The following is a 15,633-nucleotide window of genomic DNA, read 5'->3' as shown; positions in this document are numbered from 1 at the left end:
CGTTTTAGTCCCCATCGTCTAGTGGCCTAGGACACCGCCCTTTCACGGCGGTAACGGGGGTTCGAACCCCCCTGGGGACGCCATATAATAGAAGGGCTATCTTGTATTGGATAGCCCTTTTTTTATGCCCGCTATTTATTTGGCTTTCTAAAGTGCGGTTTCGGCATATTCTTATTTGCCTATAACGCTCGCAATGGAGCCATGCCAAGTTATTTTTCTCGCTCAGTTTCAGCGAAAAATCCCTTTAACTGCTTGATGCTATGACATGACTGACATTGGCCTTCGTTGAAATAAGTTTCAAGCTGCGGATTTTGAGCGAGGGCTTCAGCGGTAAAATTTTTTTGTTGTATTGTTTGATTTTGCCTCTTGTCTTTTGGAAGTTCTGATGCCTGCGAACTGACAAGTATTGTAATACACGTTAAAGCGACAATAATGAAATATTGCATAGTCATTAGAAGTTATGGCTTAAAGTCGCTTTATTAGGCATGAGCTTTTCATTTGTATCATAGATGATTGCTAATTCAGTATAACCAGGTTCAACAATCATATTCTGATATTTCCATAGGTCCTTGTCGCTTTCGATAGTACTTTGCTGCAGGGCATGAAGCGTTTCATTAGTGCAAGAGGCAGCCATCTTATCTCTCCAGTTTTCGTCGAATGGCTAAAGAAACTCACACTCAGAATCACTTCAAATGTCTCTATATAACCATTTTAATTTTTTAAGTATTTATAACGTAACATCAAATGTAAAGGTATTGGTGTAATAACTTAAGTATAAACACTTAGAAAATAATAGATCACATGGTCATTGGGTAAATAGCTCTATGTAAGCATACGTATAGATATTTTTAGTAATAGAGAATAATGTTGAATGGTCAATTGGATAATTTCTTACTAGAGGAAATAACCATGAAATCATTCTGGATACTTGTTGCTGATAGTAGTCGGGCGCGAATATTTACCGCCGATACGCCTTCTTCACCTTTAGAAGAACTTGAAGATATTGCCCATACAGAAGGCCGTCTGCATGATAGGGAAATAACCTCTGATCTGTCAGGAGGAATGCGGTATTCAGGTGGTACAGGAAGTGGGAGTAACGTAGAAGGGCATAATTATAGTCCGTCCAGTGATCCCAAAAAACACGAAATCGACAATTTTGCTCATTCCATTGCTCAGCATTTGGAGAAGGCCCGTAGTGAAAATAAGTTTGAGCAATTAGTAGTTATTGCAGAGCCTAAGTTTTTGGGGATGCTTCGTAACAATTTTTCGGAGCAGGTAAAAAAAATGGTTTGCTTAGAGCTCGATAAATCCATTACTACACACAGTGCTGCTGATATTCGAGCGCATCTTCCTATGTACTTGCCGACCCAGAGCTTATGATCAAGTTGGAACGAACGGGAGTAGTGAATCGCTGTTTGATTACTGAATTTTAGTTCTAGAAAATCAAAAAAGGTTCCCCAATTAGCTTTGCTTAGATTAAATCATTTATAAATGAAAAAAATGAGTTATAAATTTTTTTAATAGTAAATATATAAATAATAAGCAAGAAAAATATTTATTTATATGACTTAATGTTTATATCTCACACACAAATGGTTAAAGCGGCTTTTAATACTAATTTTTTGCTTATAACTGATAGAGCAGCTTAAAGTAGGGTGTCATAAAGAATCAGTAATTTTTAATTGATGAAAAATAATTATTTGGTAATGCTGATTATCTAATATCGAATGGATTAATAATAAAAAATGGGGAATACAGATGATGCAAACAACTTTTATTCCGCCGTTATTTGGGCTGTTTGGGCTGCTGGCCGCTTTTATAATTTTCCTCAAGGTAATGCGTTATCGCGAAGGCAGTGAGCGGGTCACCAAAATTGCGCATCAGATTCATCTGGGGGCTATGGTTTTTATGCGGCGCGAATATGTGATGCTGAGCCTATTTGCAGGTGTAATAGTGGTGCTGCTGTTTTTTTCGCTGGGCTGGATGACAACATTGTCTTTTATTGTTGGTGCAATAACGTCGGGGTTAGCTGGTTTTCTTGGTATGTTCACCGCCACTAGAGCCAATGTCAGAACAACTACCGCTGCTTATGAAGACGGTATGTCCGCTGCATTATCGGTCGCCTTTTTTGGCGGTTCCGTAATGGGCTTAGCCGTAGCTTCTTTAGGTCTGCTTGGATTGGGCTCGCTCTACTTATTTTTTGGCGGTGATGCAGAAACAGCTCATGCGATTCACGGATTTGGCATGGGAGCTTCAACTGTTGCCTTATTTTCTCGCGTAGGTGGTGGAATATTTACCAAATCTGCTGACGTCGGAGCTGATTTGGTAGGTAAAATCGAAATCGGCATCCCTGAAGATGATCCGCGTAACCCAGGCGTTATTGCTGACAATGTCGGTGATAACGTCGGCGATGTGGCCGGCATGGGATCAGATATTTTTGAGTCCTATTGTGGAGCGATGATTGCCACCATTGCCATGGCCGGTTCTATGGCGGCTGAAATTATCGATCCTCTGGGGTTGCGTGAGGATCTGATGTTTTTGCCGTTGGCTTTATCTTCTACAGGACTGATCTGTTCCATAGCGGGTATCGCCTTAGTGCATCAGGCAGGCAATAAACAGATTGAAGTGCTTCTGAGGCATGAAGTTTTGGGATTTCTTGCTAAACCTTTGATGGAACTCAAATTAAATGCCAGCGAAAAGCCTGAATTGGCCTTGCGCAGCGGTACATTGGGCGCATCCATTCTGTTTATTTTGACAGCTTTTCTGGTTGTAGCCGTTATGGGGATTAGTTTAAAAGTCGCATTAGCCGTATTGGCTGGTGCGGCAGGGGGAGTCGTGATTGGGCTGGTGACTGAATATTACACGGCTAGTAAACCGGTTCATCGAATTGCTGAATCGGGGGAAACCGGGCCGGCTACAGTGATGATCACGGGTCTGGCTGTAGGGATGGAATCCGTCGTCATACCGGTGGTGACAATTTGTGCAGTCATTTTGGTCAGCAGCTCTCTGGTGGGTTTATACGGCGTTGGCATTGCGGCAGTGGGCATGCTGGCAACCGTGGGCATTACCATGGCGATTGATGCCTATGGCCCCGTTGCTGATAACGCCGGCGGCATTGCCGAGATGGCCGGGCTGGGACCTAAAACGCGTGCGATTACAGACTCTCTTGATGAAGTGGGCAATACTACAGCTGCAATCGGCAAGGGTTTTGCCATCGGTGCCGCCGCATTGGCGGCATTGGCGATTATCACGGCTTATGTTGAAACTGTTAGCGTTCGCGTCGAAAATTTCCAGTTGAATTTAAATAATCCAGAGGTGCTGATCGGTCTTTTTATCGGCGGCATGCTGCCTTACATTATTGCCTCGATCACAATGACAGCGGTTGGCGATGCCGCATTCGAGATGATCAAGGAAATTCGCCGACAATTTCGCGAAATTCCCGGTCTGCTGGAAGGGAATGCCGATCCGGATACGGCAACCTGTATCGATATAGCGACCAAGGCGGCGCTTAAGAAAATGATTTTACCGGGAACGATTGCCATTGCCGCACCGCCTGTGGTCGGTTTTGGCCTTGGCCCTGAAGCGCTGGGCGGCATGCTGGGCGGTGCGTTGCTTTCCTGCGTATTGTTGGCCCTGATGATGGCGAACGCAGGCGGTGCCTGGGATAATGCCAAGAAGTATATTGAAAAAGGCCATCACGGCGGTAAGGGCTCTGAGGCCCATAAGTCTGCCGTTGTCGGAGATACGGTTGGTGATCCTTTTAAGGATACCGCCGGTCCATCAATGAATATTCTCATCAATGTAATGGCTATTGTCAGCCTGGTTATTGCTCCTTTATTAAGTTAGCGGAGAGGAGGGACAATTGTGAAAGCCTATTTATTATTCTCTGGCAGTGGTACTTTGGTGGTTTTATCGCAGCATGACGACGTTGAGCACAAATTGTTTCTGGAAAAGTTGGCTGGTAAAGGCATCTATAAATTCATCGCTCACGAAATTCCTTTGGAACTGGCAAAAGAACGGTATGGCAAGCATTTTGATATAGCGACCCATGATTTATATGAAACGGACCATTTGCGTGTTGTCGATTACAATGGCGAGCGTGCTATGAGACTGTTTAAGTTCAGTGAGCTCGGTCCTGAGATCATGCATGAGCCGGACAGTTATCCTGAGCTTTTCTAGTGGTCTAGTGAGCTGCAATAGTTCCAGTATAAAAAGCTTGGTTATACGAGCGGTTTTTATGTTTAAAAAATGAGCGTATTTGTTGTATAGTTGCCCACTTTTGTGTGGGAGCGGGTCATGATTGAGGCCGATGTGATCATTATAGGCGCGGGGGCTTCAGGTTTGATGTGCGCGATCGAGGCGGGCAAAAGAGGCCGTAAAGTCATTGTTCTGGATCACGCCAATAAGGCTGGCAAAAAAATTCTGATGTCCGGCGGCGGCCGCTGCAATTTTACTAATTATGAGGTTGGGCCTGACAATTACATTTCACATAACCCGCATTTTTGCAAATCAGCGCTAAGCCGATACACGCAGTGGGATTTTCTGGCCTTAGTCGGGCGCTACCGTATTCCATTTCATGAAAGAGATCATGGTCAGTTATTCTGTGATGAGAGCGCTCGCGATATTCTCAATATGCTGCTATCGGAATGCGATAAAGTCCGCGCAGTCATACAGCTGAACACCAGCATAGGCGCCATTGAGCAGGCAATCGACAAGCGCTTCCAGCTTAAAACTAACAAAGGCAACTATATCTGTCAGTCACTGGTGGTTGCAACCGGCGGCCTGTCCATTTCGAAAATGGGCGCTACGCCTCTGGGCTATAAAATCGCACAGCAGTTTGGCATCAAAGTGCTGCCTACGCGTGCGGGCCTGGTGCCGTTTACATTGCAGCCGGAGGATAAAGCTAAATTCTCGGTTTTATCGGGGATTGCGGTTCCATGCGTCATCAGCAACAAAAGCCGAAGCTTTAGTGAAAATATTTTGTTTACGCATCGCGGTTTGAGTGGTCCGGCTGTTTTGCAGATTTCATCGTATTGGCGCCCTGGTGAGGAAATAATGATTAATCTGCTGCCGGGCATGGATCTGGATGCGGATCTGAAATCAAAGCGTCTGCAGAAGATCAAAAGCAAGCTGAAGACGTACCTGGACGGTTACTTCCCTAAGCGATTGGTCAGTAGCTTATTTGCTGAGGATATGCTGGAGCTTTTCTTGCAGGACCTTTCCGACAAACAGATTAGACAGATTTCGGAGCAGATTCATAACTGGACCATTAAGCCTAACGGTACCGAAGGCTATCGTACTGCTGAAGTGACTTGTGGCGGGGTTGATTGTAATGCCATTTCGTCTAAAACAATGGAAAGCAATGCGGTGCCAGGGCTTTACTTTATTGGCGAAGTGTTGGATGTTACCGGTTGGCTGGGCGGCTATAATTTTCAGTGGGCATGGTCTTCGGCCTGGTGCGCAGGGCAGCATGTATAGAAACGGGCAAGCTACCAAAAGCCGTATTGGCCAGTCTTATTTTATAATCACTAAATTCACCAATATTACATAGACTGATAATGCCTTGATATAATAAAAACAAAGACAACTCAAAGCAGAAGTTCTGGCGGTGACTGCCTAAGTTGAAAACTTGGCGTCAGTTGATCCCGCACATCCCATTTTAAGCAAAATTTTAGAATTTTCAGCAGTGGTTGGAGAAGTTTCCAACTCTATATTAAAAACAATGGAAAAAATAATTGATAAAAGTTTTCTCACTAATCTAATTGCTGTTGCGATTATTATTACAGGCTATATCGTACAACAGGAACTGGTGAGAGCAATTGGTTACTTTGCCCTGTCGGGGGCAATTACCAACTGGCTGGCCATTCATATGCTATTTGAGAAAGTACCTTATCTATACGGTTCAGGCGTAATACCGAACCGGTTTGAAGAGTTTAAGAGTTCTATCAAGCAACTCATGATGCAGCAGTTCTTTACGATCAATAATATTGAGAATTTTATTGAGGCTGAAGAACAGCAGGGCGAAAAAATATTGAATCTGGAGCCGCTATTGAACGCGGTTGATTATGATAGAGTGTATGAAGGGCTGGTTGTGTCGATCATGGGCTCTTCTTTTGGCGGCATGCTGATGATGATGGGTGGGCCGGAAGCGCTGGCACCATTAAAAGAGCCTTTTATCGAAAAGATGAAGCATACATTGACTGAGACAGTTGAATCCGACAGCTTTAAGGCAGCGCTGCAGCAGGGCTTGAATGCGCATAAAATCGGCGAGGACATTGTCGGCAAAATTGAAACTGTGATTGATAAACGATTGAGTGAACTGACACCTCAATTAGTCAAGGAAATGGTTCAGGCGATAATCCGCGAGCATCTGGGGTGGCTGGTTGTTTGGGGTGGTGTCTTTGGCGGCTTGCTGGGCGCCATATTCGGGTTTGCATAATGAAAACTGTCGAATTAGCGTTTGAAGAATTGGGTAGTTCGAATGATCGTCCGTTAATTATTCTGCATGGCTTTTTTGCTTCCTCGCGCAATTGGCGACAAGTGGCGGACCGGCTGTCGGATAAATTTCATGTTTATGTGCCGGATATGCGTAATCACGGCGTGTCGCCTCATGATCCATTAATGGATTATCCTTCCATGACTGCCGATCTTAAGTCGTTTATCGATCAGCGAGGCATGAAGAAGGTCAATTTGTTGGGGCATAGCATGGGCGGTAAGATTGCGATGTGGTTTGCGCTTAATTATCCCGAGTGTGTGGACAAGTTGGTGGTCGTTGATATTGCCCCGGTCAGTTATAAGCACAGTTTTGACCCTCTCATTCAAGCACTGAAGTCCCTGCCGCTTAATGAAATCAGCAATCGTAAGCAGGCGGAAGCCATGCTCGCCGCAGACATACCGGAACTTAGCTATCGTCAATTTTTATTGCAAAATCTTGTGCTGAACCATGGCGAGTATCGCTGGAGAATAGATCTGGATATTTTTTACCGGATGGCTCCGAATATAGTAGCTTTTCCCGATGCTGGAACGTTGGCGCCTTTCGCCGGAAAGGCACTGTTCATTGCCGGTGCAGATTCGAATTACGTCAAATCCGAGGATATTGCTACGTTATTTCCCAAAGCTACGCCCAATGTCATTGCGAATGCGGGGCATTGGGTGCATGTGCAACAGCCGGATATCTTTGTGGAACAGGTCGTGAATTTTTTATCAGACTAAAACAGGAACCATCTGCCAGACATTTGACTGCGAAAAGATGGGCTGTGAATTAATGCCTCACTAAAAGCGCCATCCAATTCTATCTAAAGCAGAGTCTGTCCTTATATTAATGCAAAGGAGTACGAGTTATTCGTATCTTCAGTCAGTTCATAGTTCGCGCTAAAAAATTCTTAAACAGCAGCAAAAAATTATGGTCCTTGTTGCAACAGATAGTAATTTTTTTTCAATGGATGTCAGGCTGGGTTAAAAACAGGGCAATCAATATGTCTAAAACTGCAGTCTGTTTTTGAGCCAAGACTATAATTATTGAAACGGATTGGCAAAATTCGAGATCGGTAAAACACTGATCGCATAAGTAAAAGTAAACGACAATGGACAGTCTTTGTCAGTAAAGGTGACGATAACAGGAAATCTTGATAAAAAATGGTTTGCACAAAAAGCGAATTTTATTGTCTGAGAATAGGCGCGTTTGAGCACTGCAAAAAGCTATTTGTCTATCAGCCGATATTTTCCCGATTACGAGTGGCAATCGATGTATGCAACCAATTCAGTGGAATTATTTTCATCAATATTGCATTAAATGCTGCAAAAATGTAGCGGTTGGGCTTATTGGGTATTTTAAACTGGATAAACGGAGCGTCAGCAGTCATTGTGAGAGTAAAGGCTTATGAGCACCAGGTGCAGGCATTGGCAATGCAATAAGATTTCAGGGTGTATGGAAGGTTAATGTGCTTCCGGCTATAAGCTTGCAGATAAAGTCTTATGAAAAAGACAAGCCGGCTGAGAGTACTCGATTACCTACCGGATACGGCAAAACAACGGTTAGAGATCAATTTACCGGACAAATTTTAGTAATGATGCGGATTTTTATATTTTTAAGCATGAGAAAGCAGGAATATATGAAAATTCGGTCTGAATGGCGTTAAAATATCTAGAAGCAATTTTTGAGTTATTTCATAAGCTTTTGTCATGACTTGTAATTGCAATTGTCTTAAGCAGCTTTTTTTATAAAAAATAATAAGGAGAAACCGGATGTCAAAAGGTCAGAATTTGCAGGATAATTTTCTAAATACTCTTAGAAAAGAACATACACCTGTTTCAATTTTCCTTGTTAACGGAATTAAATTGCAAGGAAAAGTGGATTCATTTGATCAGTATGTGATTATGCTCAAGAATACAGTCAGCCAAATGGTATACAAGCATGCCATTTCAACGATTGTGCCGAGTAAGGCCGTAAAGCTAACACGTGAAAATGAATCTAATGAAGAATAACTCTTTGAGAGAGTAAGTCTTGGTGCCGAAAAACATTAAAACAAAAGAAAATAACAATCTTTTTATAAATATGGTACTGGAGTGTTTACTTGTTTGATCGTCCTGGCTCAGGTGAGCGAGCGATTTTGGTTCATCTAACACTTCATTCCGGGCAGGAAGATCTTTTAGAATTAAAGGAATTGGCCAAATCGGCCGGGACAGATCCTGTTTACGTGGTAACCGGCAGTCGGCGCAGTCCTGATCCGAAATATTTTATCGGAACAGGCAAGCTTGATGAGCTAAAAAATGTTATAGAAAGCCAATCTGCAGATATTGTTTTATTCAATCATCCGCTTTCACCTAGTCAGGAAAGAAACCTTGAAAATGCATTAGGTGTTCGCGTGGTGGACAGGAATGGATTGATTCTTGATATCTTTGCCCAGCGCGCACAAACTTTTGAAGGGAAGTTGCAGGTTGAGCTAGCTCAACTGCGCCATTTATCAACTCGACTAGTCAGAGGCTGGACGCATTTGGAGCGTCAAAAAGGTGGTATCGGTCTGCGTGGTCCGGGCGAAACTCAGTTGGAAACTGACCGGAGACTATTGGGTTTGCGTATTAAGCAGATTCAACAGCGATTGGGAAAAGTTGAAAAGCAAAGGCATCAAGGACGGAGTAAAAGAAAAAAAGCCGAAATTCCGTCTGTTTCTTTGGTGGGGTACACCAACGCCGGAAAATCAACACTATTTAATAAATTGACCGGGGCGAATATCTACGCAGCGGATCAGCTCTTTGCTACCTTGGACCCAACATTACGTAATTGTCAATTGCCCAATAGCGCGGAAATAGTGCTTGCCGATACGGTTGGGTTTATTCGCCATTTGCCGCATGAATTGGTTGCCGCATTTAAATCTACGCTGCAGGAAGCCAGTGAAGCAGATTTATTGTTGCATGTGATTGATGCTAATGCCGAAGACAGAGATGAGACTATAATTCAGGTTAATCAGGTTCTGGAAGATATAGAGGCTAACGAAATCAGGCAATTGGAGATTTTCAATAAAATTGATTTATTAGCGGATATTAGTCCTCGGATTGATCGAGATGAGGCAGGGAATCCCGTGCGGGTATGGCTGTCTGCCGAAACAGGAGAAGGCGTCGATCTTCTTTATCAAGCACTGGCGGAAATGTTTTCAAGCACCAGAATCAAAAGAAAATGCTATTTGAGGCCTGATCAAGGGGATGTGAGAGCTAAACTATTTGCTGTTGCTAAAATACTTGAAGAGGAAGTTGATGATTTCGGCGGCTATGAATTAGTTATCGAGATGGATGCGAAGCATTTAGGTTTGCTCAAATCAATAGAAATTGAAGAATTACTTTAGCTTAGGTTTGTATAAAGTGTTTTTTTTTAGGATAATTCCCCAGCTAAACAATCAGAATTGGATAAAAATGTAGGATTTGCATGGGTAGGTTAGGCCGGCGGCCTATGCTGCTGGCTGAATGTCCTTCGGAATAACCATTAAATAAATTACAAATAATCCCATATGGAGCATATGTATGTCCTGGAATGAGCCTGGCGGCGATAAGAAAGACCCTTGGAGTGGTCGGGGTGACCAAAAGGGTCCACCTGATCTCGATGAAGCGATACGTTCATTGCAAGAAAAATTGGGCAGGATTTTTGGCGGCGGTAAAGGTGGCGGCGAAGGTTCTTCCGGCGGTCCAATAAAAGGTCTTGGTTTTTGGATAGCAGGCGGCGCGGTCTTGGTATGGGGATTATTCGGTTTTTACACTGTCGATGCAGGGAACCAGGGTGTTGAAACGCGCTTTGGCAAATATACTGTTATCACTGAGCCGGGTTTGAACTGGCATTTTCCTGCGCCTATTGAGCGTGTTGACATTATCAATGTTAAGCAGCAGCGTTACATTGAGGTTGGTTATCGGAGCGCGGGTAGCGAGCAGACTCTTGGAACGGTGCCTAAAGAAGCATTAATGCTGACCAAGGATGAAAATATCGTCGATGTTCGCCTGGCTGTTCAGTATCAGATTAAAGATGCCAAGCAATTTCTCTTTAATGTGGCCAACCCTGTAGCTACTTTGAAACAGGCTACGGAGAGCGCGACGCGCGGGGTCGTCGGTAGCAGCAAAATGGATTTTGTCTTGACGGAAGGCCGTAGTGAAGTTGTGGCCCAGATTAAGAAGGAAATACAGGATATTATGGACAATTATCAGTCCGGCATTCTGGTTACCAGCGTCAATCTGCAGGATGCGCAGCCGCCTGAACAGGTTCAAAGCGCATTTGAAGATGCCATTAAAGCGCGTGAAGATCAGCAGCGTTTAATTAACGAAGCGGAAGCCTATTCTAATGACGTTGTGCCCAAGGCACGTGGTGCGGCAGCCAGAGCGCTCCAGGAAGCCGAAGGCTATAAGGAGCAGGTTATCGCTCGGGCAGAAGGTGAAGCCAATCGTTTTTCCAAATTGCTGACAGAATACAAAAAAGCGCCCGAAGTAACAAGACAACGTCTTTATCTTGAATCCATGGAATCCATATTGAATGAAACAAATACGGTCATGGTTGACACTAAAGGCGGCAATAATGTGCTTTACTTACCAATAGATAAGATGATCCAGCAGTCGCATCCAGCTTCACAGCCTCATGCTCCTCAAAGCGCGGTAGAACAGCCTGAACAGACAACTAAAATAGAACAACCTGCGTTGCGAACTACAACTCGCGGTCGTGATGCAAGGGGGCGCCAATGACACAGAATAATAAAATATTGTTAGGCATAGGCGCACTGTTGCTTATCGGCATGATGTGCATATTTACAGTTAATGAAACTGAAAAGGCGATCAAATTCCAGTTAGGTGAAATCGTAAAGTCTGATTACGAGCCCGGACTTCATTTCAAGATGCCTTTTATTAACAATGTTAAAAAGTTCGATGCGCGTATCCAGACTATGGATTCAAAACCTGAGCGCTTTTTAACGGCGGAGAAAAAGAATGTGATCGTTGATTCTTTTGTTAAATGGCGAATTGGCGATGTAACCACTTTTTATACAGTGGTAGGTGGGGATATAGATCAAGCCAACCTGCGTCTGGATCAAATTATAAAAGATGCCTTCCGTGGCGAATTCGGTAAACGTGATATCAAGCAATTAGTTTCGACTGATCGTCGGGCTATTCGTGAAATTCTAATCAAAAATTCCAGAGCTATTGCGGCAAATTTGGGTATGGATATTGTCGATGTCCAGGTGAAACGCATTGATTTGCCTAGCGAAGTCAGCAGTTCTGTTTTTCGCAGAATGGAAGCGGAGCGTGAAAGAGTTGCTCGCGAATTCCGTTCGCAGGGTGCGGAAGCTGCGGAGAGAATTCGTGCCGATGCAGACAGGCAACAGGTCGTCACGCTGGCTAATGCTTACCGCGATGCGGAAAAGCTGCGTGGCGAAGGCGATGCGAAATCGGCAGAGATATATGCAAATGCATATGGACAAGATGCTGAGTTCTTTGCTTTTTACCGTAGCTTGAACGCTTATAGAGGATCTTTCTCAGGCTCGGATATAATGGTGCTCGAACCTGACTCCGATTTCTTTAAGTACTTTAAGAGGCAAAAATAGCCGTGATGGTTTTAGTGAAGTAGGTTCATTCACTACATTGCTTTAAAATATAGAAACGCTCCGCTCGTGCGGGGCGTTTTGTTTGAGTGGACACGCAAAAATATGCAACAAAAAGACTCCTGGCTGCTGCCAGACGGCATTGATGAGATTTTGCCGGAAGATGCCAAGCATCTTGAAAGCTTACGCCGTAAAATATTAGATACGTTTGCTTGCTGGGGCTATGAGCAAGTTATCCCTCCGTTTATAGATTATCTGGACTCGCTGTTGACTGGTTCAGGGCATGATCTGGAACTGCAAACTTTTAAACTGACGGATCAGATTAGCGGTGAAATGCTCGGAGTAAGGGCTGATATGACGCCGCAGGTTGCCAGAATAGATGCTCATAATCTCAAACATGAATGGCCCACGCGTCTTTGTTATGTGGGAACTATTCTGCATACACGCGGCGATGCTTTGGAGAAAACCAGAAGTCCGATGCAGATTGGCGCCGAGCTTTACGGTCATGCCGGCAAGGAAAGCGATGTAGAAGTTATTCGTTTAATGCTGGAAATGCTGGCCATAACGGGACTGCAAAATGTTCATCTTGATTTGGGCCACGTGGGCATATACCGGGCTTTATCGAGACAGGCAGGATTAACGGAAGTGCAGGAAACTGCATTATTTGATGTATTGCAGCGCAAAGCCAAGCCAGAGCTTCAGGAGTTAATGGATGGTTTCGCCATTGATAGCGCACTTAAGGCGATGTTTCTTAAATTGCCGGAACTGAATGGTGGCAAGGAAACTCTTGATAAAGCGCGCACAATACTGTCAGTTGCTAATGGAAATGTGAGGCAAGCCTTGGCTGATCTGGAGGCTATCGCGGAAAGTCTGTCTGGCATTTATCCATCATTGCCGATCAGTTTCGATTTAGCGGAACTGCGAGGGTATCATTATCATACCGGTGTGGTATTTGCGGCTTTCGTGCCATCGCTGGGAAGAGAAATCGCTCGAGGCGGTCGCTATGACAACATCGGCGCTGTTTTTGGACGTGCGCGTCCGGCAACAGGGTTTAGTGCCGATTTGAAATTATTGTCGGCATTAAGTAAGGAAATCAATCAGAAGGAACGGCGGACACTAATTTTCGCTCCTTGTTTAGATGATTTAGCACTGAACGAAAAAATCAGGGATTTACGCGCACAAGGTCAGATTGTCATTCAGCAGTTGCCAGGTCAAACTGGAAATGCCGGGGATCTGGGTTGTACATCTATTTTAGAAAAAGATAATCAAAACTGGGTCGTAACGGCCTTAGCTTAAGTTTGGAATAATTATGGGAAAAAATGTCGTTGTCATCGGTACTCAATGGGGCGATGAAGGTAAAGGTAAGCTGGTTGATCTGTTGACAGATCAGGCGGAAGCGGTTGTTCGTTTTCAAGGCGGACATAATGCAGGTCATACTCTGGTTATACGGGGGGAGAAAACCGTTCTGCATCTTATTCCTTCCGGCATCCTGCGGGATGATGTGCAATGCATGATCGGCAATGGCGTGGTATTGTCGCCGAATGCCTTGATGGAAGAAATTGAATTGCTTGAAAAGGCTGGCATCCCGGTCAGAAACCGTCTATTGATCAGTGAAGCCTGCACTCTGATTTTGCCGGTACACGTTGCCATAGATCAGGCGCGTGAAAAAGCCCGCGGCAGCAAAGCGATCGGTACGACAGGCCGCGGCATTGGTCCCGCCTATGAGGACAAGGCGGCTCGGCGGGGATTACGCGCCGGTGATCTGCTGAATCCGAAGCGTTTTGCAGAAAAACTGAAAGAGTTGGTTGAATATCATAATTTCATGCTGACTAATTATTATCATGCTGATGCGGTAGATTATCAGCAGACACTCGATGAGGCGCTAAAGCTGGGTGAGCAAATCAAACCTATGCTGGCGGATGTAGGTGAGGAACTCTACAAATATCAGACTGAAGGCAAGAATCTATTATTTGAAGGAGCCCAAGGCGCTTTGCTGGATATTGATCATGGTACTTTTCCTTATGTCACCTCGTCCAATACTACAGCGGGCGGAGCGGCGACAGGAACCGGCATCGGTCCTCTGGATCTTCATTACGTGCTGGGTATTACCAAAGCTTATTCAACTCGCGTAGGAAACGGTCCTTTTCCGACTGAACTGCATGATGGCAACGGTGATCATTTGGGTACAAAAGGGCATGAATTCGGCGCTACGACAGGGCGTAAACGCCGTACCGGCTGGTTTGATGCGGTTTCCATGCGTAAATCGGCGAAAATGAACAGTTTAAGCGGAATTTGTTTAACCAAACTGGATGTGCTTGATGGTTTGGAAAAAGTCGGTATATGTACGGCTTACAAGCTTAACGGGCACATTACTGAAACAGCCCCTTTAGGCGCGGATCAATATGAAGAATGCCATGCCATTATCGAAGAGATGCCCGGCTGGAACGAAACTACAGCCGGCGTAACCGACTTTAATGCCCTGCCTGAGAATGCCAAGGCTTACATCAAGAGAATTGAAGAGCTTGTAGGCGTTAAGGTGGCTATATTGTCAACAGGACCTGACAGAGACGAAACAATTATTCTGGAGCATCCGTTCGCATGAGCTGGTGACTTTGGGAAAAGGTCTTGAAATGAATAAGTCTTCCTCTCTTCATGTAATTCCTTTGATTCATGTCTATTGAACAAAGAACAAATAGAAGGGCTGCATCTGTAACGAGTGATTTTTAAGATGCATAGCGCTATCATAATAGGTAATTATGAAAAAGGCCGCATAAGCGGCCTTTTTGTTAGGTTGAGTTTTTGACGGAAATGGTTAATTTAAAAGAGTTGCTCTAACTTTCTCGACTTTACCGCTTCTAGCCATACGTTCAATTCTAAATTTAGAGCCGATGTCAGGTTTGATGGTAACTCTGTCTGCGAAGCCCCATATTTTCGATGTGAATTTATCAAGGGAATAGACTTCCCACTTTGAATTGTCCTCTAAGACAATGATTTTTCCGGAGTCTTTTACACTTTTAATGGTGTGTTTACCAATATTGTTGTACAACATATATGTTTCCTTAATAGCAAGACGGTGATATATGTTTTCCTTATGCTTGGATGGAGACGTCTAACGACGAAATGTGTTTAGAAAATACTAACACATGATTAATGATTACCATATGCTGCACGTGTTGTCAATTGTTAGAGCATGGGGAAGCGGGGCTGCCTCATTAAGCTCTGGGGGTGCTTCGTTTTGAGCGACTTGATTAATGGAACAGTAAGAGATGGATTTTTTAGATGGTTTTGGTCGATTGGACGATTTTCTTATCGAAGCGTAGGAAATTGCATTCGATGCTGGAAGTTCTGCATATATGCAGCCATCTGCATGGGTGGAAAGCTGGGATGATATCAAAGCATTCGGCAAGGCCAAAACAGAACTTTTGCGCGTTATCTAGCATGTGATAAATAGAATACGCTTTCAATTGCGAGCTTAAGGTAAAAAGCGCAAGTTTCTGATATTCTTAAAAAGTGATGGTGCCGAGGAGAGGACTTGAACCTCCACTGGGTTGCCCCAACTAGCACCTGA

Annotated in this window: 15 protein-coding genes and 1 tRNA gene; 13 read left to right on the top strand and 3 right to left on the bottom strand. The window is 44.2% G+C overall.

Annotated elements, in window-relative coordinates:
• Positions 1-7 precede the first annotated feature (7 nt).
• A tRNA-Glu gene (locus IT781_RS10705) sits at positions 8-83 on the top strand.
• A gap of 126 nt (positions 84-209) precedes the next feature.
• Here the strand turns inward: IT781_RS10705 and IT781_RS10700 are convergent.
• Entirely contained in the window at positions 210-452 is a 243-nt protein-coding gene (locus IT781_RS10700) for a hypothetical protein (RefSeq protein WP_194970149.1), read from the bottom strand.
• Positions 452-634 carry a hypothetical protein gene (locus tag IT781_RS10695; RefSeq protein WP_194970148.1) on the bottom strand — a complete coding sequence of 61 codons (183 nt, stop codon included), beginning with the start codon at positions 632-634 and terminating at the stop codon, positions 452-454. The genes IT781_RS10700 and IT781_RS10695 overlap by 1 nt, the downstream gene beginning before the upstream one ends.
• A 275-nt stretch (positions 635-909) precedes the next feature.
• Between IT781_RS10695 and IT781_RS10690 the strand changes: the two genes are divergently transcribed.
• The 12 genes from IT781_RS10690 (at position 910) to IT781_RS10635 (ending at position 14,667) form a co-directional block, all read left to right on the top strand.
• Positions 910-1,380: a host attachment protein gene (locus IT781_RS10690; RefSeq protein WP_194970147.1), complete on the top strand. Its 471-nt coding sequence runs from the start codon at positions 910-912 to the stop codon at positions 1,378-1,380.
• Between the two features lie 378 nt (positions 1,381-1,758).
• On the top strand, positions 1,759-3,846 hold the full coding sequence (locus IT781_RS10685) for a V-type H(+)-translocating pyrophosphatase (protein WP_194970146.1): 2,088 nt from the start codon (positions 1,759-1,761) through the stop codon (positions 3,844-3,846).
• Between the two features lie 18 nt (positions 3,847-3,864).
• Positions 3,865-4,179, top strand: a complete 315-nt coding sequence (locus tag IT781_RS10680; RefSeq protein WP_194970145.1) for a hypothetical protein — start codon at positions 3,865-3,867, stop codon at positions 4,177-4,179.
• Between the two features lie 117 nt (positions 4,180-4,296).
• Positions 4,297-5,478: an NAD(P)/FAD-dependent oxidoreductase gene (locus tag IT781_RS10675; RefSeq protein WP_194970144.1), complete on the top strand. Its 1,182-nt coding sequence runs from the start codon at positions 4,297-4,299 to the stop codon at positions 5,476-5,478.
• A 244-nt stretch (positions 5,479-5,722) separates the two neighbouring features.
• On the top strand, positions 5,723-6,439 hold the full coding sequence (locus IT781_RS10670) for a DUF445 domain-containing protein (RefSeq protein WP_194970185.1): 717 nt from the start codon (positions 5,723-5,725) through the stop codon (positions 6,437-6,439).
• Positions 6,439-7,212: an alpha/beta fold hydrolase gene (locus tag IT781_RS10665; RefSeq protein WP_194970143.1), complete on the top strand. Its 774-nt coding sequence runs from the start codon at positions 6,439-6,441 to the stop codon at positions 7,210-7,212. Before IT781_RS10670 ends, IT781_RS10665 begins: the two co-directional genes overlap by 1 nt.
• 1,032 nt (positions 7,213-8,244) lie before the next feature.
• Positions 8,245-8,484 (top strand): RNA chaperone Hfq, encoded by a 240-nt coding sequence (gene hfq / locus IT781_RS10660; protein WP_020160432.1) that lies wholly within the window; start codon positions 8,245-8,247, stop codon positions 8,482-8,484.
• 89 nt (positions 8,485-8,573) lie between these two features.
• Entirely contained in the window at positions 8,574-9,839 is a 1,266-nt protein-coding gene (gene hflX, locus IT781_RS10655; protein ID WP_194970142.1) for a ribosome rescue GTPase HflX, read from the top strand.
• A 175-nt stretch (positions 9,840-10,014) separates the two neighbouring features.
• Positions 10,015-11,214, top strand: a complete 1,200-nt coding sequence (hflK, locus tag IT781_RS10650; protein WP_194970141.1) for an FtsH protease activity modulator HflK — start codon at positions 10,015-10,017, stop codon at positions 11,212-11,214.
• Positions 11,211-12,068 (top strand): protease modulator HflC, encoded by an 858-nt coding sequence (gene hflC / locus IT781_RS10645; RefSeq protein ID WP_194970140.1) that lies wholly within the window; start codon positions 11,211-11,213, stop codon positions 12,066-12,068. The genes hflK and hflC overlap by 4 nt, the downstream gene beginning before the upstream one ends.
• Before the next feature lie 102 nt (positions 12,069-12,170).
• A complete protein-coding gene (locus IT781_RS10640; protein ID WP_194970139.1) occupies positions 12,171-13,361 on the top strand; it encodes an ATP phosphoribosyltransferase regulatory subunit in 1,191 nt (396 codons plus the stop codon).
• 13 nt (positions 13,362-13,374) lie between these two features.
• Positions 13,375-14,667, top strand: a complete 1,293-nt coding sequence (locus IT781_RS10635; RefSeq protein WP_194970138.1) for an adenylosuccinate synthase — start codon at positions 13,375-13,377, stop codon at positions 14,665-14,667.
• A 210-nt stretch (positions 14,668-14,877) separates the two neighbouring features.
• Here IT781_RS10635 and IT781_RS10630 read toward each other — a convergent pair whose 3' ends face one another.
• The gene (locus tag IT781_RS10630) at positions 14,878-15,114 is read right to left on the bottom strand and encodes a hypothetical protein (RefSeq protein WP_194970137.1); all 237 of its coding nucleotides are present in this window, start codon (positions 15,112-15,114) and stop codon (positions 14,878-14,880) included.
• Between the last annotated feature and the right edge of the window lie 519 nt (positions 15,115-15,633).

This window comes from Methylobacter sp. BlB1, from assembly GCF_015476545.1.
In the GTDB taxonomy this organism is placed as follows: domain Bacteria; phylum Pseudomonadota; class Gammaproteobacteria; order Methylococcales; family Methylomonadaceae; genus Methylobacter.
Note: the sequence above shows the minus strand (reverse complement) of the source record. Positions and strands in the feature narration are given on the sequence as shown.